The organism is Bradyrhizobium sp. NDS-1 (genome assembly GCF_032918005.1).
GTDB lineage: Bacteria > Pseudomonadota > Alphaproteobacteria > Rhizobiales > Xanthobacteraceae > Bradyrhizobium > Bradyrhizobium tunisiense.
Genome location: NZ_CP136628.1, coordinates 3,759,109 through 3,785,393 on the forward strand (window position 1 = coordinate 3,759,109; position 26,285 = coordinate 3,785,393).

The 26,285-nt window shown below is 64.9% G+C and carries 24 protein-coding genes; 11 read left to right on the plus strand and 13 right to left on the minus strand.

Annotated elements, in window-relative coordinates; all coding sequences use genetic code 11:
* Positions 1–210 precede the first annotated feature (210 nt).
* Positions 211–1,344, plus strand: coding sequence for an alpha/beta hydrolase (locus RX330_RS17730; RefSeq protein ID WP_317243808.1), 1,134 nt, complete (start codon positions 211–213; stop codon positions 1,342–1,344).
* On the opposite strand, the gene RX330_RS17735 is transcribed toward RX330_RS17730, so the two are convergent.
* A complete protein-coding gene (locus RX330_RS17735; protein WP_212089754.1) occupies positions 1,341–1,847 on the minus strand; it encodes a MarR family winged helix-turn-helix transcriptional regulator in 507 nt (168 codons plus the stop codon). The genes RX330_RS17730 and RX330_RS17735 overlap by 4 nt on opposite strands.
* Positions 1,848–2,246: 399 nt before the next feature.
* Here RX330_RS17735 and RX330_RS17740 point away from each other — a divergent pair, with 399 nt between their 5' ends.
* Entirely contained in the window at positions 2,247–3,734 is a 1,488-nt protein-coding gene (locus tag RX330_RS17740) for a porin (RefSeq protein ID WP_212089762.1), read from the plus strand.
* Between the two features lie 306 nt (positions 3,735–4,040).
* Here the strand turns inward: RX330_RS17740 and RX330_RS17745 are convergent, their stop codons facing one another.
* The 3 genes from RX330_RS17745 to RX330_RS17755 all read right to left on the minus strand — a co-directional run bounded on the left by RX330_RS17745 (position 4,041) and on the right by RX330_RS17755 (position 5,928).
* A complete protein-coding gene (locus tag RX330_RS17745; RefSeq protein ID WP_317243809.1) occupies positions 4,041–4,514 on the minus strand; it encodes a GcrA family cell cycle regulator in 474 nt (157 codons plus the stop codon).
* A gap of 74 nt (positions 4,515–4,588) precedes the next feature.
* On the minus strand, positions 4,589–4,786 hold the full coding sequence (locus tag RX330_RS17750; RefSeq protein ID WP_007603456.1) for a hypothetical protein: 198 nt from the start codon (positions 4,784–4,786) through the stop codon (positions 4,589–4,591).
* 200 nt (positions 4,787–4,986) lie between these two features.
* Positions 4,987–5,928 (minus strand): acetamidase/formamidase family protein, encoded by a 942-nt coding sequence (locus tag RX330_RS17755; RefSeq protein ID WP_317243810.1) that lies wholly within the window; start codon positions 5,926–5,928, stop codon positions 4,987–4,989.
* 164 nt (positions 5,929–6,092) lie between these two features.
* Between RX330_RS17755 and RX330_RS17760 the strand changes: the two genes are divergently transcribed.
* Genes RX330_RS17760 through RX330_RS17770 form a run of 3 tightly spaced genes read left to right on the plus strand, consistent with a single transcriptional unit; the run spans position 6,093 to position 8,887 of the window.
* Positions 6,093–6,860 (plus strand): YdcF family protein, encoded by a 768-nt coding sequence (locus RX330_RS17760; RefSeq protein ID WP_317243919.1) that lies wholly within the window; start codon positions 6,093–6,095, stop codon positions 6,858–6,860.
* 56 nt (positions 6,861–6,916) lie between these two features.
* Entirely contained in the window at positions 6,917–7,699 is a 783-nt protein-coding gene (locus RX330_RS17765; protein WP_317243811.1) for a DUF169 domain-containing protein, read from the plus strand.
* A 9-nt stretch (positions 7,700–7,708) separates the two neighbouring features.
* Positions 7,709–8,887: a saccharopine dehydrogenase family protein gene (locus RX330_RS17770; protein WP_317243812.1), complete on the plus strand. Its 1,179-nt coding sequence runs from the start codon at positions 7,709–7,711 to the stop codon at positions 8,885–8,887.
* 19 nt (positions 8,888–8,906) lie between these two features.
* Here RX330_RS17770 and RX330_RS17775 read toward each other — a convergent pair whose 3' ends face one another.
* Complete coding sequence (locus RX330_RS17775) at positions 8,907–9,326, minus strand: MucR family transcriptional regulator (RefSeq protein WP_247313727.1); 420 nt, start codon at positions 9,324–9,326, stop codon at positions 8,907–8,909.
* A gap of 147 nt (positions 9,327–9,473) precedes the next feature.
* Positions 9,474–10,340: a DUF308 domain-containing protein gene (locus RX330_RS17780; protein ID WP_317243813.1), complete on the minus strand. Its 867-nt coding sequence runs from the start codon at positions 10,338–10,340 to the stop codon at positions 9,474–9,476.
* 309 nt (positions 10,341–10,649) lie between these two features.
* Between RX330_RS17780 and RX330_RS17785 the strand changes: the two genes are divergently transcribed.
* Positions 10,650–12,299: an ArnT family glycosyltransferase gene (locus RX330_RS17785; RefSeq protein WP_212089783.1), complete on the plus strand. Its 1,650-nt coding sequence runs from the start codon at positions 10,650–10,652 to the stop codon at positions 12,297–12,299.
* 221 nt (positions 12,300–12,520) lie between these two features.
* Positions 12,521–13,300: a class II aldolase/adducin family protein gene (locus tag RX330_RS17790; protein WP_212089785.1), complete on the plus strand. Its 780-nt coding sequence runs from the start codon at positions 12,521–12,523 to the stop codon at positions 13,298–13,300.
* A 132-nt stretch (positions 13,301–13,432) separates the two neighbouring features.
* On the opposite strand, the gene RX330_RS17795 is transcribed toward RX330_RS17790, so the two are convergent.
* Positions 13,433–14,629, minus strand: coding sequence for an FAD-dependent monooxygenase (locus RX330_RS17795; RefSeq protein ID WP_212089793.1), 1,197 nt, complete (start codon positions 14,627–14,629; stop codon positions 13,433–13,435).
* A 147-nt stretch (positions 14,630–14,776) separates the two neighbouring features.
* Between RX330_RS17795 and RX330_RS17800 the strand changes: the two genes are divergently transcribed.
* On the plus strand, positions 14,777–15,253 hold the full coding sequence (locus RX330_RS17800) for a MarR family transcriptional regulator (protein WP_317243920.1): 477 nt from the start codon (positions 14,777–14,779) through the stop codon (positions 15,251–15,253).
* Here RX330_RS17800 and RX330_RS17805 read toward each other — a convergent pair.
* The 3 genes from RX330_RS17805 to RX330_RS17815 all read right to left on the minus strand — a co-directional run bounded on the left by RX330_RS17805 (position 15,222) and on the right by RX330_RS17815 (position 19,447).
* The gene (locus RX330_RS17805; protein WP_317243814.1) at positions 15,222–16,478 is read right to left on the minus strand and encodes an O-antigen ligase family protein; all 1,257 of its coding nucleotides are present in this window, start codon (positions 16,476–16,478) and stop codon (positions 15,222–15,224) included. The genes RX330_RS17800 and RX330_RS17805 overlap by 32 nt on opposite strands.
* Before the next feature lie 166 nt (positions 16,479–16,644).
* The gene (locus tag RX330_RS17810; RefSeq protein ID WP_317243815.1) at positions 16,645–18,195 is read right to left on the minus strand and encodes an undecaprenyl-phosphate glucose phosphotransferase; all 1,551 of its coding nucleotides are present in this window, start codon (positions 18,193–18,195) and stop codon (positions 16,645–16,647) included.
* A gap of 118 nt (positions 18,196–18,313) precedes the next feature.
* Positions 18,314–19,447 (minus strand): glycosyltransferase family 4 protein, encoded by a 1,134-nt coding sequence (locus RX330_RS17815; RefSeq protein ID WP_317243816.1) that lies wholly within the window; start codon positions 19,445–19,447, stop codon positions 18,314–18,316.
* Positions 19,448–19,648: 201 nt separating this feature from the next.
* Here RX330_RS17815 and RX330_RS17820 point away from each other — a divergent pair, with 201 nt between their 5' ends.
* Positions 19,649–21,943 (plus strand): GumC family protein, encoded by a 2,295-nt coding sequence (locus RX330_RS17820; RefSeq protein WP_317243817.1) that lies wholly within the window; start codon positions 19,649–19,651, stop codon positions 21,941–21,943.
* A gap of 97 nt (positions 21,944–22,040) precedes the next feature.
* Here RX330_RS17820 and RX330_RS17825 read toward each other — a convergent pair whose 3' ends face one another.
* On the minus strand, positions 22,041–23,222 hold the full coding sequence (locus RX330_RS17825) for a GNAT family N-acetyltransferase (RefSeq protein WP_317243818.1): 1,182 nt from the start codon (positions 23,220–23,222) through the stop codon (positions 22,041–22,043).
* A 130-nt stretch (positions 23,223–23,352) separates the two neighbouring features.
* Between RX330_RS17825 and RX330_RS17830 the strand changes: the two genes are divergently transcribed.
* Positions 23,353–24,393 carry a polysaccharide deacetylase family protein gene (locus tag RX330_RS17830; RefSeq protein ID WP_317243819.1) on the plus strand — a complete coding sequence of 347 codons (1,041 nt, stop codon included), beginning with the start codon at positions 23,353–23,355 and terminating at the stop codon, positions 24,391–24,393.
* Positions 24,394–24,396: 3 nt separating this feature from the next.
* Here the strand turns inward: RX330_RS17830 and RX330_RS17835 are convergent, their stop codons facing one another.
* Positions 24,397–24,618 (minus strand): DUF2842 domain-containing protein, encoded by a 222-nt coding sequence (locus RX330_RS17835; RefSeq protein WP_212089807.1) that lies wholly within the window; start codon positions 24,616–24,618, stop codon positions 24,397–24,399.
* Between the two features lie 96 nt (positions 24,619–24,714).
* On the opposite strand from RX330_RS17835, the gene RX330_RS17840 reads away from it, so the two are divergent.
* Positions 24,715–25,797 (plus strand): COX15/CtaA family protein, encoded by a 1,083-nt coding sequence (locus tag RX330_RS17840; protein WP_317243820.1) that lies wholly within the window; start codon positions 24,715–24,717, stop codon positions 25,795–25,797.
* Positions 25,798–25,802: 5 nt separating this feature from the next.
* On the opposite strand, the gene RX330_RS17845 is transcribed toward RX330_RS17840, so the two are convergent.
* Positions 25,803–26,147 carry a hypothetical protein gene (locus RX330_RS17845; protein WP_212089811.1) on the minus strand — a complete coding sequence of 115 codons (345 nt, stop codon included), beginning with the start codon at positions 26,145–26,147 and terminating at the stop codon, positions 25,803–25,805.
* Between the last annotated feature and the right edge of the window lie 138 nt (positions 26,148–26,285).

A 26,285-nucleotide genomic window follows, 5' to 3' on the forward strand; every position in this document is an offset into this window, starting at 1 on the left:
TCATGTCAAGAGTCGCGCCGGTCATTTTGGCCGGCCGCCTTCGTGCGCGTTCGCCATCTCATGACAAAACGGAATGTCACGCATGCGACGTGAATGTCTGTTCAAGCGATGGTGATCTCGAACGGCTGTAATGCCACGCGCGGCCGCTTGGTTGGGGAACCGAAATGGTTTAGTCAGTCTGGTGTAAGCGATGACAGAGCGTAGCTCCCGATGATACCCGCATGCCTCTCGGACGATTTGCTTCTTTGCCCCGAGCGAGAGGACATCTCCGCTGAATTCACGCGGCTGCTCATCGCCGCCCAGGATGGCGGAGCCACGATCGCCGAATGCCTGATGATCGCGCGGCAATTGAAGGGGGGCGATGACCGCTCCTGGCATCGCGAGTGGAAGAGGCTGGCGCAGGCCAATCGGCAGCGCGCCGAGGCCGCGTTCGCCGAAGGTCACATGGCGAGTGCCCAGCGCAACTGGCTGCGCGCCATGAATTACTACGGTGCCGCGGCGATGCCGCTCGAGCCGGACGACGAGCGCCGCTGGGTTGCCGTGCTCGCGATGCAGGAATGCGCGCGCCGCTATCTTTCGGCGCGTAGCCCGGCGGGCGAGGTCGTAACGATCCCCTGGCTCGACGGCCACGCATTGCAGGGCTACTTCCTCCCTGCACAGCCGGGAGGCGGCCAGGCGCCGACCGTGATCTGCATCGGCGAGCCCGGCCATCGCAAGGAAGAGTTCCTGTTCAAGCTCGTGCCGCATGCGCGCGAGCGAGGATTCTCGATGCTGGCCCTCGACCTGTTCGGCGACCAGCGTGACGATTACATCGATGAGCTGCTGCGGCGCCGGGATATCGAGGGCGCGATTCCTTGCGTCATGGATTATCTGGAGACGCGCGGTGACGTCGATTTCGCGCGCGTCGGGATCATCGCCGACGGCTGGGGCTCGTCCTTTGTCGCGCGCGCCGTGTTGCAGGAGCCGCGGCTTGCCGCCGCCGTCTGCGACGGGGGCCTGTGGGACCTGCACGAGCGGGCCTTCTTTGCCAGCCGATTCGCGAGGAGCGACCTCAGCATCGTGCCGGTGCCGCACGCGCCGCTGATGGCCTCCAGCGCCGACTGTCCGGTGCTGATCACGCTCGGCGAGGACGGCTGGCTCAAGGCCGACCGGGCGCGTCAGATCGTCCAGAGCTCCCGGCTCGGCAGCTCGAATGTCATGCTGAAGGTGTTCACTGCGGCCGAGACCGGCGCGGCGCAGGCCCATGCGGACAATCCGAGCCTTGCCAACGAGTACATCTTCGATTGGCTCGAATCGCGGCTCGGCCCCGCCGGGGCGGATCTGAGCGCCGTCGTAGGGCGCTAGAAGTCGAGGGAGATCCGGACGCAGGCCTTCTCGAGGCGATTCTTCAGCGTCGCGAGCTTGGTGGTGAATTCGGTCAACTCGTTCTCGTCGAACTCCTGGAAGACGAATTCGCGGATCGTCTTGTACTGCTCGTTGAGGCTCGTGATGTGCTTCTGCGCCTTCTCGGCCAGCGACAGCCGCACCACGCGGGCGTCGGTCGGCGAGGGGCGACGGCGCAACAGGCCCTTCTTCTCGAGCAGCTTGGACTGGGTGGTGACGAAAGACGGATCGACGTGGAGGAGCTTGGAGACGACGTTGACCGGGATGCCGTCGTCCTTGTCGAGGTCGGAGATCGCCATCAGGATCAGCCATTGCGGGCCGCTGATGCCGAGCGTCTTCGCCCAGAACTGACGCAACTCCTCCAGATACATGTTGATCGACGATATCTCCCAGGTGAAGCGCCTGATGATATCCAGGTTGCCGATCGAGCGCAGGCGCGCTCCTTCTTTCCTCGTCGCGGACACTGCGTCTCTCCCGTGAACCGATTGTTCGGGCCGGTGCTCGTGGATGGGCATTAGTCCACGCAAGCCTGCTCTGACGCAAGTGCAGAGCAGAGTAATTTCGTCATGAAAATTACAAATATGACCGACTCAGGGGATCGGCTGGGGGTGTTGCGCGCGGGGCACAGGCTTAGTGAAACCACAAAGCTTAGTAGATAAAGTATTTTGAGTAGCTGAATGGCGCAGATATGTTGCTCATGGCGGTGGGGGGTACTCGATCGTCCCGTTGCAGGTGGTTCGCTCACGTCACTCCCGAAGGCGGGTGTGTCCGGAAGCGCAAAGTGACCGAGCGGATTCGAAGAGACGGGGATCTGGGGGGCCTTTCGGTCCAGTCTCCGTAAAATAGCAACTTGGAGGTTTTAAATGAAGATGGTGAAGAGCCTTTTGCTCGGCACTGCGGCGGGACTGATCGCCGTCGGTGGAGCTCAGGCGGCTGATCTCCCCGTGAAGGCCAAGGCGGTCGAGTACGTGAAGATCTGCTCGCTGTACGGTGCCGGATTCTACTACATGCCGGGCACTGACACCTGCATCAAGCTGGGCGGCTATCTGCGTGCCGACGCGGTTGTCGGCGCGAGCCCCTACAGCTTCCAGCAAAGCGGCTCGAGCGGCAATCAGGGCTCGAACAACCGTCTGACCAATTACTGGTACAGCCGCGCCCGTTTCGACTTCACCGTCGATACCCGCACGGCGACCGAATACGGTGTGGTGCGCACCTACGCCGATGTGGTCGCCACCTATGACAGCCCATCCGTCACCGGCAGCGGCGGCGGCACGACGGCCCCGACCGGCGCGGCCTCGCTCGGCCTCTTCCACGCCTTCATCCAGTTCGCCGGCTTCACCTTCGGCCGCACGGTTTCGATCTTCGACGCTCCGTGGCAGAGCTATCCGGCAGGCGGCCCCGACACCATTCCCGGCGGCAGCAACCACACCAACGGCGTCAATCAGGTTGCCTACACGGCTGATTTCGGCCAGGGCATCACCGCTTCGTTCGCGTTGCAGGATGAATCGACGGCAACCAACGGCCAGTCGAACCTCTGGAACGTGTCGACCGGTACGGCCGCTCAGTTCGTGACGGGCGTCTACGGCACCAGCGCCTGGGGCGGCACGCGTACGCCCGACATCATCGGTCAGGTTCGCGTCGACCAGGCCTGGGGTCTGGCCCAGATCTCGGTCGCGGCGCATGACATCCATGCGGCCTACTACGGCGCGACGGAAACCAGTGGTCACCCGTCCGACAAGTGGGGCTGGGCCGTGCAGGGTGCCTTGTCGATCAAGAACATCCCGACCGGCGCGGGCGACGTCATCAACCTGCAGGCCGTCTACACCGACGGTGCAACCCGCTACAATTTCCAGAGCCTGTTTCCGCAGAGCTTCTTCATGTTCAGCGGTAGCGGCACCGGCGCGTATCAAAGCACCGGCTTCGCCGGTGTTGCCGACGGCGTCTTCGGGATCGGGACCGGCATCGATACGGTCAAGACCTGGGGCGTTCGCGGTGGCTTCACCCACAACTGGAGCCCGAACTGGACGAGCGGCGTCTATGGCGGCTATGCCCAGCTGAAGTACGGCGATGCGGGCAAGGCCCTGATCTGCACCAACTTCGCAGCGATTGCCGTGCCCGGTGCGACCTGTAATCCGGACTTCAACTTCGCGGTCGTCGGCGTCAATACCGTGTGGACTCCGGTCAAGGGCCTCGCATTCACTGCGGACGTGAGCTGGTCGCGTCTGGACCAGAAGTACTCCGGCGCCATCGCGAGCCCGGGCGTTGCCACCGCGGCAAAGCCGGCGGCAGTGTACGAGCTGAAGGATCAGAACTCGGTCAGCATGCTGCTCCGCGCTCAGCGTAACTTCTAAGATCAATCTCGCTGATTGGTCAGAGAGCCCCGGCGGGAAACCGCCGGGGTTCTTGTGTGCTCTCGTCATTCTCGGGTTTCTTCCGGGGCCGAGCGAAGCACCGGCGCTCAAGCCGTCCGATGGCGTGCCACAAAAAAGCTGGAAGCTTCGGTGCGTTCACTTCTGATAATTATTTACTTACGTGAGTTACTAAGCTATATAGCGCTTGGCTGACAATGAGAGTTGTCACTCCTGGCTTCATGCTAGGCCTCCGAAACCTCCGGCAATGCCCTGCCGGAGGTTTTTCGTTTGTGATGAGCTTGCAGACTAGGCGCGTGCGACACGCAAGCGCGCGTTCGGCCGGTAGGCGAGGCGGCTGTGGCCGGCGCAATAGGGCTGGCCGTCGGGCGCGGAGTTGCCGCAGAAGCAGAAATCCTCGGCGCCCGGCGTCGAAATCGGCCAGCGGCAGCGGTTCTCGGCAAGCTCCAGCAGCGAGCAGCGGTTGGCGTCGTCGATGGGACCTGTCGCCACGGGGGCGTCGGTGTCGCCGTAGATCGTGGCGAGCATTTCATATTGCAGCCGTGGCACGGCCCTCGATGCCCGCGCCAGGCCCCGCTCCTGAACCTTGCGGTCGTCGTTCGTCCTGCCACGGGTCAGGTTGAGGCGAGACAGCTTGCCGATCACGGCGTTGCGGCTGACGCCGATGTCGGCTGCGATCTCGCGGCAGGAGAGGCCGGCCTCGAAGTGCCGCTTCAGAAGCTCGATGCGTTCGTCGGTCCAGGTCGGGGAGAGAACAGGCATGTGGTGCGGTCCCAGGTTGCAGATGCGGCCATCCGCCTCTCGAGATCCGTCCGCTTCACGCATCGAGTGCGCGCTCACGTCCTGCCATTGTCGCGGATCGACAAAAGCCCGTCCTTGATGGCGAGACGGATGCCTTCCTCGATCAGGGTACGCGCGACGCCGGGAACGCTGGTGCCGTGGGTGCCCTGTCTCACCAGCTTTTCCAGATAGGTGATGGTCGAGAGCGCCAAGGTTACGGGAATACGGTCAGTCTCGGCTTTTTCGGTGGCCATGGCCCGAACGCTAGCCTCTTACTCAGGTACATAAAAGTAACGATTAAGACTCTATTTAGGTTTGATGGCGGAAGTCAAATGCAGTCTGCGCTTGACGCTCAGCGCTTTGGAATCGCAAAGGAAATTAGTCACGACCGAGCTCGCCGCGCGGAAGACCGGGCGGCGGCGGGCGTCAGCGGATCGGGAAGGGGCGGCCGGGCTCAGCCGTGCACGATCGCCTTTTCGATCATGCAATGGATGCCCTTGGCGCCGTTGACGGTCTGCGTCACCCGCAAATCTGCCGCCAGGCTGCACAGCGTGTAGGCGTCCTCGCGCGACAGGTTTCGCTTCTCGCCGAGCAGTGCGATCATGTCACGCAGGGCGCGCACCACGCATTGGTCGAGGTCGGGGTCCATCGCCATCGTCATGTAGTGGGTCGCCGTCTCGGCGCGGGGATAGTCGAACCTGAGATCCTTGCGCAGCGTCAGGCGGAAGCGGCCCTGCAGCGCAGTCTCGATCGCGGTGACGCAGACTTCGCCGTCGCCCTGCACGCCATGGCCGTCGCCGCAGGAAAACATCGCGCCCGGCACGAACACCGGCAAATAGAGCGTTGCGCCGGCGCCCAGCTCCTTGTTGTCGAGATTGCCGCCCATGGCGCGCGGGATCAGCGAGGAGATGCGGCCCCAGCTCGGTGGCGGTGAAACGCCCATCACGCCGAAGAACGGTTTGAGCGGCAGGTCGAGGCCCCACGGCATCCGGCCGACCATCCTGGTACGGTCGAGCGGGATGTTGAGGATGCGCGTCTCATGGAAATCGTCGGGCAGGGTGCCGGACAGCGGCTTGATCATGTTCCAGCCCCAATCCTGCCTGAGCTGAACGTCGAGGATCTCGACCGCGAGCACGTCGCCCGGCTCGGCGCCTTCGACGGCGATCGGGCCGGTGAGGATGTGGCCGGGCAACATGCGCTCGTTGTTGGCATGAACCTCGTGCATCTCAGGCGGAATATGAAACTTGCCGCCGTCGGGCAGCATGTCGGGTCCGCCGCTGATGGTGTCGACCGTCACTTCATCGCCGCTCGCGAGGGTGAGGACGGGCTTGAGCGCGGCTTCGAAGAAGCCCCAATGGCAGGTTTTCGGGCTGGAATGCAGGTGGTGATGGGTCATTTGCCGCGTCCGATCACTTTCATCAGGCCGGACTTGACCCGGCGATTGATCCTCTTTCAAGAAGATTTCCGAGGATCGCCGGGCGGGTCAAGCCCTGCGCAGAGGCAAGATCATCCAGCGAGGCTCCCCTGTTTTTCGTTCTGTCCAAGACAATCGGCGCCGCGCTGCTGCCGATCAACCTGCTGGTCGAGCTCGGCATCCTGTCGCTGGTGCTGATGGCGACGCGCTTTGCCGCGCTCGGCCGCAAGCTCGCCGTGACCACGCTGGTGCTGCTGGCGCTGGCGGCGTTCTCGCCGCTCGGCAATCTCCTGATCTATCCGCTTGAATCGCGCTTCCCGGTTTGGGATTCCTCGCGCGGCGCGCCCGACGGCATCATCGTGCTCGGCGGCTCGGTCGACACCGATCTGTCGGCGGCGCATCGCACGCCTGTCGTCGCGCATGCAGCCGATCGTCTGTTTGCGCCGGCCGATCTCGCGCGCCGCTATCCGAATGCGCGCATCGTTTTCACCGGCGGGTCGGCGAATATCATCTCCACCGACGCGAAAGAGGCCGACTATTCGGCGCCCATCCTCGAGAATCTCGGCATTCCGAAACAGCGCATGATCCTCGAGCGCAATTCGCGCAACACCTGGGAGAATGCGATCTTCACGAAAGAGCTGGTGATGCCGAAACCGGGCGAGCGCTGGCTCCTGGTGACGTCGGCCTTCCACATGCCGCGCTCGATGGGGATCTTCCGCAAGGCCGGATTTGACGTCGAGGCCTATCCCGTGGACTGGCGGATGGGCGGACGTGACGACCTTTTTTCCTTCACCAACATGGGTGCGGACGGGCTGGGCCGAACCGAAGTTGCCGTGCGCGAATGGATCGGCCTCGTGGCTTACCGTCTGATGGGCAGGACCGGCGAGTTGCTTCCGGGGCCCACCAAGGACTAGAACGAGGACCGCAAAACAAGACCACGCAAGGCGCGATCGCCCGTCCGGAGGAAGCCATGCAACAGCAGAGTGCAGACAGCATCGATCTGGCCGGCCTCGTCGCCGATCTCAACAGCCTGCTGCGGCTGAAGACGACTGTGATCGGCATGAAGCTGTTCGCGCAAGCGGCCGAGATGGAAGCGATCCCGAAGATCCGGCGGCCGAATGCGATCCACACCACCGACCAGATCGTTTCGATGGCCGCACGGCTGGGCTGGACCGTCGGCATCACCGCCGACGATCTCGTCGGCGCGCAATGCCGAGCGGTGATCGGCCTTGCGCCGCAGGACGAGACATGGCTCGCCGGCGAAAATTACGTCGGGGTCTGGCATGGCACGGCGGACGACGCGCGCAAGCGCCAGGAGGCGCTGGACGTGGTTCCGTTCGGACAATATCAGGCGCTCGCCGTCAGCCCGCTTGCGAGCGGGCGGCTCGATCCGCCCGACATCTGTCTCGTCTATGCGACGCCCGGGCAGATGATTATCCTGATCAACGGGCTGCAATATACCGGCTACAAGAAGTTCGAATGGGGCGTGGTCGGCGAGACCGCCTGCGCGGATTCGTGGGGCCGGGCGCTGAAGACCGGGGAGCCCAGCCTGTCCTTGCCATGCTATGCCGAACGGCGCTATGGCGGCGTGCCGGACGAGGAGATGCTGATGGCCTTGAAGCCGTCGCATCTCGCCAAGGCGGTTCTGGGCATGAAGGCGCTGGCCAAGAACGGCCTGCGCTATCCGATCCCGCCCTACGGCATTCAAAGCGACGTCCGTGCCGGCATGGGCGTGAGTTACGCGAAAAAGTAAGGGACGAGCATGAGCTCTGCGAAATTCGACATCGTCATCTACGGTGCGACCGGTTTCACCGGCCAGCTCGTCGCCGAGTATCTGACCAGGCAATACAAGACCGACAATTCGCTGAATTGGGCGATGGCCGGCCGTAGCCTCGGCAAGCTGAAATCAGTACGCGATGCGATCGGCGCGCCCGGGAATACGCCGCTGATCGTGGCCGATGCGTCCGACGCCGCGTCGCTGAAGGCGATGGCCGAGCAGACGATGTCGGTGATCACGACGGTCGGTCCGTATCAGTTCTACGGCGAGGAGTTGCTGGCTGCCTGCGTCGCCACCGGCACGGATTATTTCGATCTCTGCGGTGAGCCGATCTGGATGCGGCAGATGATCGACAAGTACGAGGCGGCAGCGAAAGAGAGCGGCGCGCGCATCGTGTTTTCGTGCGGTTATGATTCCGTGCCGTTCGAGCTTGGGACCTTCTTCGTGCAGAAAGAAGCCAAGCGGGTGTTCGGCGCGCCGGCGCCGCGCGTGAAGGGCCGCGTGCGCGACATGCGCGGCACGCTGTCAGGCGGCACCGCGGCGAGCGCGAAAGCGACCTTCGATGCGGTCGCCAAGGACCTCAGCCTCGTCGCCATTCTCAACGATCATTTTGCGCTGACGCCCGGCTTCACCGGGCCGAAGCAGCCGAAGGGCAACAGGGCGATCTTCGAGGAGGATCTGCAATCCTGGGCCGCGCCGTTCATGATGGCGCTGATCAACACGCGCAACGTCCATCGTTCCAACATGCTGATGGGCTTTCCCTACGGCCAGGACTTCGTCTACGACGAGATGGTCCTCACCGGTCCCGGTGAGAAAGGCGAGGCCAACGCCAAGCGCGTGATGGCCGCCAACGCCGAGAAGACCGGCCCGAACGCGCCGAAGCCGGGCGAGGGGCCGTCGAAGGAAGAGCAGGAGAACGGCCGCTTCGACCTGCTCTATGTCGCGATCGCGCCAGACGGCCGCATGGTCCGCGTCGGCGTCACCGGCGACCGCGATCCCGGCTACGGCTCGACCTCGAAGATGATCTCCGAATGCGCGATCTGCATGCTGCGCGATACCACGGACGTTCCGGCAGGCTTCTGGACGCCGGGCGCAGCGATGCAGCACAAGCTGATCAAGCGGCTGGTCGATCACGCCGGGCTGACGTTTGGGGTGGAAAGCTAGTTTCGGATCGTGCCCGACTCTACTTCCCCTTCTTCCGCTGCTGCTGTCCGAGGCCCATCTGCTTCGCCAGTTGCGAGCGCGCCACCGCATAGTTCGGCGCGACCATGGGATAGTCGGCCGGCAGGCCCCATTTCTCGCGGTATTGCTCCGGCGTCATGCTGTACTGCGTGCGCAGATGGCGCTTCAGCGATTTGAAGCGCTTGCCGTCTTCCAGGCAGACCAGATAATCGGGCGCAATCGACTTTTTCAGCGAGACCGCCGGCTTGGCCGGCTCGAGCGGCGCAGTCTCGGTGCGGCCCGACGACACCCGCACCAGGGCGCCGTGCACCTGGCTGATCAGGTTCGGAATCTCCGCAGCCGGCGTCGGATTGTTGCTGAGATAGGCTGACACGATGCTCGCCGTCAGCTCGATGAAATTCTTCGCCCCGGCATCAGACATCGGCCCGCCCTCTCTCCACCTTGCTCCTCACGGGATAGACGACGCCGAACTATTCGGTGTCAACAATACGTTCGGCCGAATACGACAATTGACGAGGATGAACCGATGACCGGCGAGGGTGGTGTTTTAGTCGAGCCGCAGCCCGCCTCAGCCCCGCTGGTCGAGATGGGCGCGCAGCTCGTCGATCGAGGCAAAGCGCATCATGCCCTCCGGCATCTGCGCTTCGATCGAGCCGTCGGAATAGAGCGAATAGGCCATGCCGTCGACGATTCCGGATTTGAGCACGGTCACTGGCGGCTGCTCGACGGCTGGCGGCGTCGGCTCGGGTGCAGGCGGCGGGGCGGCCTCCGCCAAGGTGGACGGCGAGCGCGGCGGCTGGCGACGCAAGGCGGCCGGCGGCTCCGGCGGACGCATGCGCTCGGGCTTCGGCCAGGCATCGTCGAAACTGGCAGGCGGACTGTCCAGGGCCTCACCTGGCTCCAGAGGAAGCTGCGGCGGCGCCCCCTCGGTGGCCTTCGCCTCCGCGCGCTCGCGCTCCTTGCGTGAGGTCGAGGCGAACAGGAGGTTGCGCCGGCGCGGCGCTTCCGGAGGTGCGGGCGGCGTCGGAGCTTCCGGCTCCGGCGGCACCTCGACACGCGGACGCTCGCGCGCGGCAGCTTCGTTCTGCCATGGCGGCGGGCCTGCGGCGGGTGGCGGCGGTGGCGGCTCCGTCCTCGCGGCCGAGCCGGACGTCGGCTCGGGCGCTGCTGCGCCTGATACGGCAAGGCCTGGCAGCACGGGCCTGACCCGAACCTCCGACGGCGCGACTGCACCCGCCAGCCGCCGAGCGATGCCCTTCAGTTCTCCGACCACGACATAGAGGCCGACCAGTAACATTCCGGAGCAGACTGCGATCGTGCCCGAGATTATCAGGGGGCTGCCGAGGCTGAACTCCCTGACCGAGAAGCCAAACAGGATCGAAAGGAGGCCCGCCACGACGGCGAAAATCCCCGCGATCAACAATGCCAAGGTCATCGAACTCACCCCCGGCCGCGCATCCACGCGCGACCCGTCACGCCACGATACCGTCATACGATGTTCCACGCCAACGGCGAATTGCAAGCCACGTTCCTAAGAGGAAGGAAATCAGGGACTTATTCACATTCCCTTCAGCCAGGGCTCGCTACTGCTCGTCTGCCGTCAGCATCCGGAATTGCTGCATCGCATCAGGAATTTAGCCATAATGCCCAATTACTTGGTAATGGAACTGCGCTATAGGGAATCCGGGGTTGAGGCCCGCGCGCGCCAGCAGGGCCAAGAGGGGATTCCGGGGCACCGATAGCCATGACATCCATCACGACGTCGGCGATCGATACGCCTCAGCGGCGTTCGGTCGAACGGACTTGCGACGATCTGGCCATGCTGGTGCTGGCTGCGGTCGCCGTCATTGCCGGCTTGACCTTCCGCGACTACGGCCTCGGTTGGGACGATTACACTCACGCCGAATATGCCGACCTGTTGCTGCGCATGTTCGGTTCCGGCTTCAAGGACACCGCGGCGCTCTCTTTCGCCAATCTCTACATGTATGGCGGCGGCTTCGACATGGTCGCGGCTCTCCTGCACAAGATCATTCCGCTCGAATTGTTCGAGACGCGACGTCTGGTCGGCGCCATCGTCGGCGTGATCGGTCTTGCGGTAACGTGGCGGCTCGGCCGCCGCATCGGCGGCCCGCTTGCCGGTCTTGCCTCACTCCTGTTGCTCGCGCTGTGCCCGATCTTCTACGGCCACATGTTCATGAACCCGAAGGACGCGCCCTTCGCAGTGGCCATGGTCGTCCTGATGCTCGGCCTCGTCCGACTCGCCGATGAATATCCGCAGCCGTCGCCGCGCACGATCCTGATCGTCGGCCTCGGCGCCGGCCTTTCGCTCGGCTGCCGCGTTCTCGGCGGTCTCGCGCTGGTCTATGCCTTGATCGCCTTCATCCCGCTCTTCCTGGAAGAATTGCGCAACGAAGGTCTGCGCGAGTCGATCCGCCGCTTCGCCCATGTCCTCTATGTGCTGCTGCCCGGCCTCGTGTTCGGCTACCTCGTGATGGGGCTGATCTGGCCGTGGTCGATCATGGAGCCCGGCAATCCCTTCGAGGCGCTGACCTACTTCTCGCATTTCTTCGAGAAGCCCTGGAAAGAGATGTTCGACGGCGCGATCGTATCGGTGCCGGATATGCCCTGGTCCTATCTGCCGACGCTGTTCGCGCTGCAGCTGCCCGAAGTGATGCTGGTGCTGATGGCCGGCGCCGTGGTCAGCACTTTCGCCGTGCTGCCGCGACGCGAGGTTCCGGCGCGCCGCAAGACCATCCTGCTGATGCTGACGCTGGCCGCAACCCTGCCGCTTGCGATTGCGATGGTGAAGCGGCCGGCGTTGTACAACGGCATCCGCCATTTCGTGTTCGTGATTCCGCCGATGGCCGTGCTCGGCGGCGTCGCTTTCGGCTGGGCCATGGAGCGCCTGCGCGCCAATCACCGCACCTGGCAGCCGGTCGTGCTCGCCACCTTCTGCTTCGGCCTCGCGCTGTCGCTCGCCGAGATGATCCGACTGCATCCCTATCAGTACACCCACTTCAACCACATTGCCGGCACCGTGCGCGGCGCCGACAACCGCTTCATGCTGGACTATTGGGGTCTTGCGCTGAAGCAGGCCTCCGACGAGTTGCGCGAGCAGCTCGTCGAGCGCCAGGAGGTGCCGCCGACCAATCGCAAATGGAAGGTCGCGGTCTGCGGCCCGCAGCGTCCGGCCCAGGTCGCGCTCGGCCCGGACTTCACCATCGGGTGGGATTCCAACGCTGCCGATTTCGCGATGACGCTCGGCGAGTTCTACTGCAAGGGCCTGACCGCGCCCGTGATGGTCGAGATCAAGCGCGACGACGTGGTGTTCGCCCGCGTCTACGACATCCGCGGCCGCAGTATTTCCAGCCTGCTGTCGATTCCGGCGCCGTAGAATTTTCTCCTGAGACGTGGCCCGGATGGAGTGCGGCGAAATCCGGGACCCCTCTCGGAGTGGCCCCGCATTCCGCGGAGCCTGTCATCGGGCGGCGCTTCGCGCCGACCCGTTGGCTCCATGCGGGCTACGCTGGACTGCCGCGCTTTGCGCACCTTGCTGCCAACGAGTAGCGGTACTACGCTCCCTCCACGCAACAACGATGTTCGGAGAGACCAGCCATGTCGCCAGCGGAAGCGCGCCTGAAGGAAGTGCCGTCTGATATGACGGAGGCCGAGTGGCAGCAACGGGTCAATCTCGCCGCCTGCTATCGCCTGGTCGCGCTGTACGGCTGGGACGATCTGGTCGACACCCACATCTCCGCGCGCGTGCCCGGTCCCGATCATCACTTCCTCATCAACCCCTACGGGCTGATGTTCGACGAGATCACGGCGTCCAGCCTCGTCAAGGTCGATTTGCACGGCAATCAGCTCTCCGAGAGCGAGTACAGCATCAACCCGGCGGGCTTCACCATCCATTCGGCGATCCACGAGGTGCGCGAGGACGCGATCTGCGTGCTGCATCTCCACACCCTCGACGGCACCGCGGTCTCGAGCTGCGCGGAAGGGCTGCTCCCGCTGAACCAGACGGCTCAGCTCGTCACCCACGACCTCGCCTATCACGACTATGAAGGCATCGCACTCGACCACGACGAGCGGCCGCGGCTGCAGAAGGACCTCGGCGACCACAACCACATGCTGCTGCGTAACCACGGTACGCTCACGGTCGGCCGCTCTGTCGCCTCCGCCTTCGAGCGCATGTATCATCTCGAACGCGCCTGCTCGATGCAGGTGCGCACGCGCGCGCTGGGCACGCCGGTCTATCCGGTCGAGGAGATTGCGATCGAGAAGAACACCGAGTTGCTCGCCAACCGCGATCGCGCCGAGCTGCGCGCCACCAACCTCGTGTGGCCGCCGCTGCTGCGCAAGCTCGACCGCGAGCTTCCGGGCTATCGGTCTTGAGATTTTCGGGATTTGGTGTAGAGTAGCACCCAACTGACCTCTACGCCTCTTGGAATGAAACGCCGCCCAATTCCGGGCGGCGTTTTTATTTGGTGAGCTTCGTTAGCTGACCCAGCCTATGGCAGGTCGTCGCTACACCGCCCGCGCGTCATACGCGTACATGAAATCCATGCCCTTGGCGCCAAGCGGCAGCAGCCATTTCAGCATCTGATTGCGAACCCATGCGCCGGTGGCGCTGAACTCGCGCTTGCCGTTGCCGTTGCGGCGCGCCATGGCGACGATCTTCTCGGTGCGCGGGCGGCGCTCAGCCTCGAAGGCCTGGAAGGTGGCGCCGAGCTCCTGACCCTGCTGCATCAGGCGCGAGAGCCGCATCGCGTCCTCCAGCGCCAGCGAGGCGCCCTGGCCGGCATGGGGGCTGGTCGCGTGCGCGGCATCGCCGATCAGGAGCGAGCGCTTGCGCGACCAGGTCGGCAGGGTTGCGAGATCGAGCGTGTCGGTGACGACGATGTTCTCGGCCGCTTCGATGATGGCGGGGATTGGATCGTGCCAGCCGCGGTGGAAGTCGCGAAGATGCTGCTTCAATGTCGTCGGATCGAGCGCGCGAAACATCGCCGCGTCCATGCCGTGCGCGGGCTGCGTGCTCCACCACATCACGCCGTCGTTCGGATCGGGGCTGCAATAGCCGTAGCCGAAGAAGCCGCTCCGTCCGAAGGTGGTCTCGACGCGCTGACCGATCGATCTGCCGTCGAGCACGGCGTGCGGCACGAAGCCGCCGAAGCCGATGAGTCCGGTGTCGAACGGTTGCGGTCCGTCCGGGATCACCTGGCGGCGCGTTACCGAGTGCAGGCCGTCGGCGCCGATCAGGAAGTCGCCCTCGGCGGTGCTGCCGTCGGAGAAGTAGGCGATGATCGGCTGGTCGCCGCGGTCCTCGATCTTGATCAGCCGCTTCTCGAAATAGAGCGAGACGCAGGCGCACCAGGCCTTGTCGATCAGGATTTCGTTCAGCGTGGCGCGGGAGATGTTCACCGCGGGCTGGCCGAAGCGCCGCGCCATGTCGCGGTTGATCGAGCCGAGCCGTTCGCCGCCTTGCGAATAGAAGTCGAATGCCTCCGCGACCGAGCCGCGGCTGACCAGCTCCTGCGCAAGGCCGATTTCGTCCATGACATGCATGCCGTTCGGCGCGATCTGCAGGCCGCCGCCGATTCCCTTCGAATAGGGCCAGGCCTCGTAGATCTCGGACTCGATGCCGGCCCGGCGGAGCAGGATCGCGGCCACGGGTCCGGCAATGCCGGCGCCGATGATCAGCGCCTTGCGGGGACGATAGGACATGGGCTTGCTCCCGACATTTCCGCGGTGCTAGGGAGAAAAAGGTCGCTAAATATCTTAGTGACTAAGATATATATCGCCTAAGAGATGAGGTAGGCCTTGTCAAGGACGAAGGCGCGGACGGCGCTGTTGCAGCAGCTCGAGGAGGCGATGCGCCGGTCGTCCGCGCAAGGTGTGCTCTACGGGCAAACCGTTGCCAACGTTGCCGGAATTGCCAATTCCGATCTGGAATGCATGGACATCCTGTACCTCGAAGGCCGTGTTACCGCAGGCAGGCTCGCCGAGGTCACGGGCCTCACGACGGGGGCCATCACCGGCGTGGTCGACCGGCTCGAAAAGGCCGGCCTGGTCCGCCGTGAGCGCGACGAGAAGGACCGCCGCAAGGTTTTCATCGCGGTCGTGCCCGAGGCGATCGCAAAGCTCACCCAGTTCTACGTCCCGATGCAGCAGGCCATGGAGAAGGTGTGTGGCGGTTATTCCGACGAGGAATTGCGTCTGCTGCTGCGCTTCGCCAATGAGGGTTACAAGGGCGTGCTCGCGGCCACGGAGGCGCTCAAGCGTTTGCTCGATACGCCGCCGGAAAAGCGGCCCGATCTCAGGCTGAGGAAGCGTCCTCGCCAGCCCTGATCTTGTAGATCTGTGCGGCCGCGATCATGCCCCACATCACGCCCAGCATCATCCAGAAGTGCCGCCAGTGGTCGGTGTCGATCACGAAGCTTTCGCCGACGGTGCCGACGAAGGCGGCGAACACGGCGAGATATGCACGCTGCCAGGGCACGCGGACGAAGACGTGCCGGAAGCCCATGATGACGGTGGTGAAGACCAGCGCCGGGTAGCACACGCCGGCCAGCCAGCCACCGGACATGAAGGCGTTGAGGTAGGAGTTGTGGGTGTCCTCGGGAAAGAAGCGGTGGAATTGCAGCGGGCCGATGCCGAACGGCAGGTCGAGCGCCATCTCCGCACCCAGGATGTGGCGGCCGAACCGGCCGAAGCGGCCTTCGTCGTAGCTCTGGCCGAAGCTTGCGCGCTGCTTGAACATCTCGGCGGTGGAATCGAACGACAGCAGCACCGCGATCAGCGCCAGGCCCAGCACCGCGGCGACCATCGCCATGATGATGATGCGCGAGCGCTGCGCGTTGGTGCGGCTGGTCAGCACCATCAGCGCCAGCATGAAGGCGGAGGTCAGCACCAGCCCGCCCCAGGCGGCACGCGAGAAGGCGAGCAGGATCGCCAGCGACATGATGCCGAAGGCGATGACGTTGCGGACGGCCTTAGCCAGCTTGTCCGAAACCACGCTCTGCAGCGCGAACAGCGCGGGCAGGATCATGAAGGCGCCGAGCACGTTGGGGTCCTTGAACGTGCCGCGCGCGCGCCCGTAGAGCGTGAGGAGATCGTTTCCGCCGGGAACGAGGTGGAAATAGCCGGCGACAGCCAACACCGAGGCGACCATCGCACCGACCACGAGGCCGCGGCGGAGCATGTCGAGCCGGGCCAGCGTATCCTCGGACATGACCATGGCGAAGAACACCACGGTGACCGCCATATACCAGGATGTGGCGATCCAGCTCACCACCTCGGACTTGTCGAACAGCGGGATCGCACTGATGGTGTAGCCGACATTGAGCAGGACCAGCATCAGCACGAGCGGCATCAGCACGAGTCTCAGCCGCAGGCCGGTGGCGAAGAACGTGACGGTGGCGAGCAGCGTCGCGATCTCGTAGGGGCTCGGCTCGATGAACACGATCGCGCCGGAGGCGCCGACCAGCCACACCAGCGCGCGCTGCAGCGCCAGCACACCGGGCGCAGCCGGTGCGGTCAATTTCACTTCACCGGCTGTCGCCGCATACGCCATCAGACTCTCATACGCTCACGCTACTAGTAGTTACAACTTCCGCTGTCATGCTCCGCGAAAGCGGGGCATCCAGTACTCCGAGCCGTTCGTGGCCGTTCCCGCTGCCGGTGATGACTGGATCGCCGGTCAAGCCGGGCGATGACAGCGTGACTCGGGGGTAGCAAACTCAATACGCGTTCTCGTTCTTGGTCAGCAGCGAGATCGGCGTCTTCAGGAGAATGTAGAGGTCGAACAGCACCGACCAGTTCTCGATGTAATAGAGGTCGAACTCGACGCGCTTCTGGATCTTCTCTTCGTTGTCGATCTCGCCGCGCCAGCCATTGATCTGGGCCCAGCCGGTGATGCCCGGCTTGACGCGATGGCGGGCGAAATAGCCGTCGACGGCCTCGTCGAACAGCCGGCTCTGCAGCTTGCCCTGCACCGCATGCGGGCGCGGGCCGACCAGGGAGAGATTGCCGGCGAAGACCACGTTGAAGAGCTGCGGCAGCTCGTCGAGGCTGGTCTTGCGGATGAAGCGGCCGACGCGGGTGACGCGCGGATCGTTCTTGGTGACGACCTTCGAGGCCGTGGGATCTGCCTGATGGTGGTACATCGAGCGGAATTTGTAGACGTCGATGCGCTCGTTGTTGAAGCCGAAACGCTTCTGGCGGAACAGCACCGGGCCGGGGCTGTCGAGCTTCACCGCGAGTGCGACGAGGCCCATCACCGGCAGGGCGGCGAGCAGGGCGAGGCTGCCGACGATGCGGTCGAACAGCCATTTCATCACCAGGTCCCAGTCGGTGATCGGCGCCTCGAACACGTCGAGCGTCGGCACCTCGCCGAGATAGGAATAGGAGCGGGGCCGGAAGCGCAGCTTGTTGGTGTGCGCGGAGAGGCGGATGTCGACCGGCAGCACCCAGAGCTTCTTCAGCATCTCCAGGATGCGCGTCTCCGCCGAGATCGGCAGCGCGAACAGCACGAGATCGATGCGGGTGCGGCGGGCGAATTCGACGATGTCGTCGACCTTGCCGAGCTTGCGCGCGCCGGCGCAGGTGTCGAGCGCGCGGCTGTCGTTGCGGTCGTCGAACACGCCGAGCACGTGGATGTCGGAATCCTCCTGCGCCTTCAGCGCTTCGACCAGCTGTTCGCCATTGCTGTCGGAGCCGACGATGATGGTACGGCGGTCGAGCCGGCCCTGGCGCGCCCAGCCGCGCACCAGTGCACGCAGCACAAGGCGCTGGACCATCAGTGCAGCGAGCCCGAGGAAATAGAAGGCGGCAAGCCAGAGCCGCGACACCTCGCTGCCGAACTTGGCGAAGAAGGAGATGCCGATGAACAGCAGAAAGACGAAGGACCAGGACGAGATCATCCGCGTCATCTGCCGCAATTGCCCGCGGAACAGCTGCACCTGGTAGATGTCGGCCGCCTGGAAGCACACCACGGCTGCCAATGCGACGGCGACGACCTGGGCGGGATAGAGCCAGCTGAAGGCGCCGGCGCGCGGCATGACATAGCCGAGATAGAGCGCAAGGCCGACGAGGCTGAGCAGCACGAAGTCGGCGAGGCGCACGAAGCCGGTGATCACGACCGGCGAATAGGCGCGCGCGACCTTCTGGTTGACGATTTCGAGCGCAGCAGGAGAGAGCCGGCGGCGGCGCTCCACAAAGGGCTGGTCGCCAGACCTTGCCGCGGCGCTGGTCGCGGCGTCGAGCATCGAGCGTGCGTTGAGCGGTTCCACGGGCGTCCACGTCCATTCCAGAGCCCGCGGCACGGCCTTGAGCGCCCCGGGCGAGCATCCCCTGGCTCTTCGATTATCGGACAAATCGGAAGATTTTCTAAAGCGGGCTTAAGAATGGTTAATGATTGGCAAATGCGTCGCGATAGCCGGCGATCACGCCGTCGACCATCGCGGCCTGCGAGAAATGCACCGAGATGCGTTCGCGCAACGAAACCGCACGTTGCGCCGTTGCCTGGGGATCGTCGAGTGCCGCCGCGATCGCCTCGGCCATGGCCTCGGAATTGCTCGGCGCGAACAGGGCCGGACTGTCGGATCCGAAGATCTCGGGAATGCCGCCGATGCGGGCGGCGATCATGGGAATGCCGGCCGCGCCGGCCTCGATCACGACATAGGGCATGGAATCACCGCGCGAGGGAACGACCAGCAGCCGTCCTTTGGAGAAGCCGTAGCGCGCCTTGACGTGACCGATGAAGCGGATGGCACTGGTGAGGCCGAGCCTCTCGACTTGCGCCTTCAGCGCCGCTGTTTCCTCGCCGTCGCCGCCGAGCGTCAGCGTGACCTTCTTGCCGCCCTCGTGAAGGCGCGCCACGGCATCGACCAGGAGATCCGCGCCCTTGATGTGCCGGAACTCGCCGACATAGCAGAGATCGGTGGCATCGTCGGCGGTCACGACGGGCTCGAATTCCTCCGGGGTGACGCCGTTGAAGACGCAATGCACCACGCCCTTGGGCGTGCCGACGATGCGTTGATAGGTGTCGCGGGCGAACGCGCTCTCGAACAGGAACAGGTCGGTCGCATCCATCAGCGCGCGCTCGAGCCGTGCGTAGAATTCCCCCTTCAGCGTGTTGAGGGGATAGTGCAGCGAGCCGCCATGCGGCGTGTAGATGCGGATGGTATCGTCGGAGCGCCGCCGCATGCGGATGAAGGCGCCGGCCTTGGCGCCGTGGCCGTGCATGACGTCGGGCTTGAGGGTTGCGATCAGGCGCCGCATGCGAAGCCAGACCAGGACGTCGTCGGGCGACGGCTCGCGGCGGATCGCGAGCCGGTGCACGCCGAGCTTCAGCCGCGGCGCGAGCTCGGCCAGTGCCTTGTCGGCGCGCTCGCCGCCGGTGAGGCTGTCGGCGAGAATGCCGACATGATGGCCGCGATCGACCTGGCCGTTGGCGACGTCGAGGATGTGGCGGAAGATGCCGCCGACGGGCGCGCGCACGGCGTGCAGGATACGAAGCGGCCGGTCGGGAGAGGGGGGCATGATCAAAACCAGCGCTCGACGGCGAATGCCGAACAATTCAACGAAATATCGAGACGGATTAAGGGCCCTCGTGGTTAACAAACGGTGACGAGCGCGTGCGCGACGATCGCCGGACGCGGCGATTAACCCAGCGGCAACCTTAATGGAGTGTAATCGCCGGGGTTGAGGTAGCTTGGTGGCGTTGCCCTGCGGGAGTATTCGATGCGTTTAGCGTTTTGGCGTGCCGGCAAGGACCAGGCTGTGGTTGCGCGGGCTGTTTCAAAGTCCAAAGCCGACGCCGCGCCCAAAGTTGAAAGCAAGCTCGAGGCAAAGGTCGAAGCCGAGGTCGAGCCCGGGCCTGCGCCCATCCTCACCAGGCAGCCACAAGTCGAATCCGGCGACATCGACCTGCACGCGCTCGGCGCGGCATTGGCGCGCAGGCGCGGCTGGATCATCGCGCCGACGGTGCTGGCGCTCGTTGCATCCATTGCCGTCGTCAATCTCGTTACGCCCCGCTACAAGTCCGAATCGCGCATCCTCATCGATGGCCGCGAGAACGTGTTCCTGCGCCCGAGCAGCGACCGCAACGAGGAGCGCCAAGCGCTCGACGCCGAGGCCGTCACCAGTCAGGTGCAGCTCCTGCTGTCGCGCGATCTCGCGCGCGAGATCATCAAGAAGAACAAGCTGGCCGAGCGCCCCGAATTCGATCCGGTACTGCAGGGCATCTCGCCGCTGAAGTCGCTGGCCGCGATGATCGGTATCGGCCGCGATCCGTTCTCGATGACGCCGGAAGAACGCGTGCTCGATGCCTATTACGAGCGCCTCCAGGCCTATGCGGTCGACAAGTCGCGGGTGATCGTCGTCGAATTCCAGTCCGCCGATCCCGAGCTTGCCGCCCGCGTCGCCAATTCGATCGCCGACGGCTATCTCGTGCTGCAGCAGGGCGTGCGCCAGGAGCAGGCCAAGAACGCCAGCCAGTGGCTTGCGGGCGAGATCGAGAGTTTGCGCAAGAAGGTCTCCGACGCCGAGGCCAGGGTCGAGGACTTCCGTTCCAAGTCGTCACTCTTCATAGGTACCAACAACACGACGCTGTCGAACCAGCAGATGGGTGAAGTCAACACCCAGCTCAACAATGCGCGCTCGATGAAGGCCGACGCGGAGTCCAAGGCGCGGCTGATCAAGGAGATGCTCCAGAGCGGCAAGCCGATCGAAGCATCCGAGGTCGTGAACTCAGAACTGATGCGGCGGCTGTCGGAGCAGAGGGTGACGTTGCGCGCGCAGCTCGCCGAACAGTCGTCCACGCTGCTCGGCAATCACCCGCGGATCAAGGAGCTGAAGGCCCAGCTCGGCGATCTCGACAACCAGATCCGCGACGAAGCGGCCAAGATCTCGCGCTCGCTCGAGAGCGACGCCCGGATTGCCAGCGGCCGGGTCGATGGCCTGACCGTGAGTCTCGAGCAGCTCAAGAAGCAAGCGGCCTCGACCAACGGCCAGGACGTCCAGCTTCGCGCACTGGAGCGTGAGGCAAAGGCGCAGCGCGACCTGCTCGAGACCTACCTCGCCAAGTACCGCGAGGCCAACACCCGCGAGACTATCGACACGGCGCCGACCGACGGACGCATCATTTCGCGTGCCATCGTCTCGAACACGCCGGCCTATCCGAAGAAGCTGCCGATCGTGCTGATCGCGACGATCGCGACGCTGCTGCTCTCGTCCGGCGTCGTCGTCACCGGCGAGCTGCTCCGCCAGACCGCGCCGCGCGCCGTGGCTGCGGTGCGCCCGGCACAGGCGCCGATGCGCCAAAAGGCGACGGTTCAGCCGGTCGTCGAGCCGATCGCCGATCCCGGCATCGCCACCCCCTTGGCAGAGCCCGCGCCGCTCCAGCCGGAGATGGCGACCGATATGGACGTCACCGAATTCACCGAGATCGAGCATCTCGCCGACAGCCTGCGTGCCGCCGGCGCTGCGGCGAAGAAGATCACCGTGCTCGGCACCGCCTCAGGCGAAGCCATCACGCTGTCGACGCTGACGCTCGCCCGGAATCTGGCGCGCGAGGCGCGCGTCGTTGTGGTCGATCTCGCCGCGTCCTCGCCGACGATCGCCGCGGTGTCGGTCGATGCCTCGGCTTCCGGCCTTGCCGAACTGATGCAGGGCGAGGCATCGTTCGCGCAAGTGATCACCCGGGACAAGCTGTCGCGGCTGCATCTCGTCATGGCCGGTCGTCCCGGTTTCGACCGCAGCCTGCTGCAATCGCCGCGGGTGACGCTCGCCATCGACGCGCTGCTGCGCGCCTACGATCACGTGCTGATCGACGCCGGCAGCGCCTCAGACCTTCCAGCCGAGTTGCTGACGACGCATGCCCGCGCCGTCGTCGTGCCTGATGCGTCGATGGCGAGCGATGCACGCACGCTGATGTGTGAGCAGCTGAGGGCCGTCGGCTTCAGCGAGGTGACGATGCTGAGCAAGCCCGTGCAGCCGTCGGATGCGGTGGAAGCGCCGCGCGTCGTGGCGGCGTAGGTGCTCTTGCCCTCTCCCCCTGTGGGAGCGGGTGGCTCGCCGCGCTAGCGGAGAGACGGGTGAGGGCTTTCCCTCCGCGAGTTTCAAGAGTCCGTTCTTACCCGAACGCCTGCCGCAGCCGCCGCGCCAGGTCGAACAACATCTGGTTCTGCTTCACCAGCCGCTTGCCGCAGCTCAGCGAGGACATCGCCATCGCCGCGAGTTTTCCGCGCGAGGTCAGCGGAACGAAACTGTCGAAGATGTCTTCGTCGTCCTTGCAGAACATCCGCTTGTAGTCGTCCGAACCGATGCCGAGGTCGAGCGAGCGGTAGCCGCGCTCGCCGTAGCGATCGATGATATAGCGCATCAGGATCAGGCCGGGGCTGTAGCGTGCGTGCTCGGACATCGTGTAGGTGTTGAACATCATCGAGAAACGCTCGCCGTCGGCGACCCCCGCGAAGATCGCGATCACCTCGTCGTCGCATTCGAGCGCGTGGATGTCGATGACGCGGCCTTCACCGCGCGGCGCAAGGCAGGCGCTGCGGACGAACTGTTCGACGCCGGGCTCGGCGAAGACGTTCGGGAGCTTCTGTTCCGCCATCCGCACCGGCTTGACGCGAAAGAACCAGTCGAGCAGGCGGGTGACGTCTGCATCGGTAGTGGCGAGGTAATAGCGGTAGCCCGGGAGTGCCTGGAGCTTCTTTTCCTTGCTCTTGAGGCGGCGCCGGAAGGAATTGCTGATCCGCGATGCCGGCGGCACGCCCGGCTCCATCACCAGCTTCGGGCAGCCGTTGATCGCGCTCTGTCGCGGCAGCAGTGCGAACGGGTTCTGCTGGTCGTGCCAGCGCAGTGGTTGCTGCGTCAGCGCGAGCACGTCGATGTGCTCACCGAGCGGCGCAAGCAACGCCTCGAGATCGGCGCTGGTGGTCTGCGCAGCGCACTCCACGTTCCACAGGCCCATGTTGAAGGTCGTGTGCTTGCCGCCCATGAAGCAGGCCGTGCGCACGCCGTGGCCTTGGCGTAGCGAGAGCGGCAGCAGCAGGAGCGGCCTGTGCTCGGCGTCGCGGGCGATCACGACGAACGGGCGCGCGCCCTCGCGCTCGCCGACCAGTCGCTGCCACGGGCTCAGCAGATCGAACCGCTGATAGGGCGTGAAGAGATGGCCGGGCTCCTCGAATGCGCGCCAGAGCGCCTCGACGGCGCCGAGATCGGTGACGATATCGACATGCGCGATCCTGCCCGCTTTCGACCGCGCTGGCGCTTCTGCCGTCCGGCTTTGCATCGCCGCAGCCATGGTCATTCGCGAAACCTGTCGAGAAATCAAGAATTTGCGTAATCGGCCTATGGTCGACCTTTGCAAAGAAATGTCAACAAAGGGTAAGGACAATGGGAGCGGGAACAGGCGCCCGCGGGCGCGAAGGGTGGGGATATTGGCATCCGACGACAGATGGCTGGAACGGCTGCGCCTCGAACTGGCCTGGTTCACCGGCCGGGCCGCGCTGCACAGTCGCGGTGCCGGTGCCATCCTGCGCTTTGAACGGGTGCGCCCGCGGCGTGGCGGGTTTCAGCCGCTGCGCGCGCACGAGATCACGCCGCAGTTTCTCGACCGCGCCATTCGCGCGCTCAAACGCTGGAAGTATGATTTTCTCGGCATGGACGAGGTCTGCCGGCGCGCGGTGACGCTGGCGGAGCAGCGGCGCTTCGTGGCGCTCACCTTCGACGGTGCCAACAAGGACCTGATCGACTTTGCCTACCCGACGTTGGCGCATCACGCCGTGCCCTTTACGATCTACGTACCTACCGCCTTTCCCGACGGCGTCGGACAGGCCTGGTGGCTCGGGCTCGAACAGGTGATCGCGCGCGAGAGTCGCATCAGCCTGATGATGGCGGAGAAGGAGCAACGCTTCGTCGTCACCGATCGTGCCGAGAAGCAGGCGCTGTTTTCGCATCTCGAGAGCTGGCTGCGCTCGCTGCCGCCCGCCGATCTGTCGGCGGCGATCGCCGATCTCTGTACGCGCTATCGGATCGACCTCGCCGCGCTCTCGCGCGAGGCGTCGATGAATTGGGAGGATCTGGCGAAGCTGGCGGCCGATCCGCTGGTCACGATCGGCAGCGCCACCGTGAATTATCCCGTGCTCGCCAACATGAAGGACGCAGCCGCGCTGCGCGAGCTGACAATGGGCAAGGCGGTCGCCGAAGCGGCCTTCGGGCGCGAGATCCGCCATCTTGCCTTTCCGTTCGGCGATCGCGCCGCGTTCCGGCGCAGTCACGTCATGATGGCGGAGGAGGCCGGCTTTGCCAGCGCGGTGTCGACGATATCAGGCATCGTGGACGCGGAAGGGCGGACCAATCTGCGCGCGCTGCCGCGGATTTCATGGGACGGCCGTGTGCGCTCGCTGCGCATGTTGCGCGTGCTGGTGTCGGGCGTCGCCTTTGCGCCGGTGAAGCCGACAGGCGGCGCTACGAACTAGAGGCTAGGAATTGGATCTGGCGCGATCGGGACGCTGCATCCAGCTCACGATCGGCATCGCAGGCAGCACCCAGCCCATGCCGACGACGACGTAATAGATGGCCTGCCGCCAGCCAGACTCGGCAATCCAGGGCATCTGCGCGGCCGCCATGCCGAGCAGGGCCCAGACGGTGGCCAGCACCAGGAGCAGGATGGCGCCGAGGAACTTGCGGGTGCGGATCGTCATGGCGGGAGCTTGCGGCCTTCGCGTAACTTGCGCTGCGGGAGCGGGGGACTATAAGGGGCACGCAGTCCGGTTCAAGCCCTGGTTTTAACCCCTGAAATGACGACGAATTCCGTTCCAACCAACCCGCATCGCGCCGTGCGCTGGTGGCTGATCGTCGTCGCCGCGCTGATTGCACTGATGGTGCTGGTCGGCGGCGCGACGCGGCTGACGGAATCCGGACTCTCCATCGTCGAATGGAAGCCGGTGACGGGCAGCGTGCCGCCGCTGTCGGAGGCGCAGTGGTCCGAGGCGTTCGAGGCCTACAAGCAGATCCCGCAATATCGCGAGCTCAACGCGGGCATGAGCCTGTCCGAGTTCAAGCAGATCTTCTGGTGGGAGTGGAGCCACCGCTTGCTCGGCCGCTTCATCGGCGTCGCCTATCTCTTGCCGTTCCTGTTCTTCCTGTGGCGTGGTGGCCTGTCCGGCGAATTGAAGCGGCGGCTGTGGCTGTTGTTCGCGCTCGGCGGCCTGCAAGGTGCGGTCGGCTGGTGGATGGTCGCCTCGGGTCTTTCGGGACGCACCGAGGTGTCGCAATATCGGCTGGCGGCGCATCTGATGCTGGCGCTGCTGATCTTCGCCGGCATCGTCTGGACGGTGCGGCGGCTCCGGGAGCGGCCGCAGATCGCAGCGTCGGCGCGCCTGCGCTTCACGAGCGCGCTGCTCCTCTGCGTCACCGTCGTGCAAATCTATTTCGGCGCGCTGGTCGCGGGCCTGCGCGCCGGGCGTGCCTACAATACCTGGCCGCAGATCGACGGCGCGTTCATTCCGTCGGCGGAGCGGCTGTGGTTCGAGACGCCGTGGTGGCGCAACATGTTCGACAATGTGCTGACGGTGCAATTCGAGCACCGCATGACGGCCTATTTTCTGTTCGCGCTGGCGGCGCTGCACGCGATCGACGCGGTGCGCTCACGGGCAGGGGCGGCTGCGAGCGGTGCGCTGTGGCTGTTCGCGGCGGTGAGCCTGCAGGCGGTGCTCGGCATTCTCACGCTGGTCAACCAGGTGCCGATTGATCTTGCGCTGTCGCACCAGGCTGTTGCGATCGTGGTGCTGACGCTTGCGGTGGTGCAGGTGGAACGGCTCGTTTCACGCCAGCAGGCGCACGCGCAGCCGCGCGCGGTTCCGGTCGGTCAGGCCGGCTGATCGGATCAGCAATAGCCGTAGACTCCGCAGGCATAGGGCAGCCGCCAGAAATAATCGACCTGCTTTCCGCCGTAATAGGCGCCCTGATAATCGTAGCTCCACGGGCGGCCGTAGTAGCCCGGCAGCGTGTGCGAGCCCGGCAGCAGCGGTGTGCCCGGCAGGTTGCGGATGTAGCTGCCGATGCCATAGGCCGGCGAGATCAGCGCGTCCGGATCGGTCTCGACATAGACCTTCGGCGGCTCCTGCGGCAGAGCGGCGGCCCGCCGCTTCGGCGTGGCCGGCAGGTCGGCGGCAACGGCAGCCGATACCGTCAGCGTCACTGCCAGGGCAGGCATCATCCAGCGCAACATCTTCGGCTCCGAATCAAAGGGCGATCCAGCGACGATGTATGCGGCAGATATGGTTAACGACTGTTAACCGGCGGTCGTCTCGCGACCGTCATTCCGGGGCGGTCCTGCAGGATCGACCCCGGAATCTAGAGCTTGCAA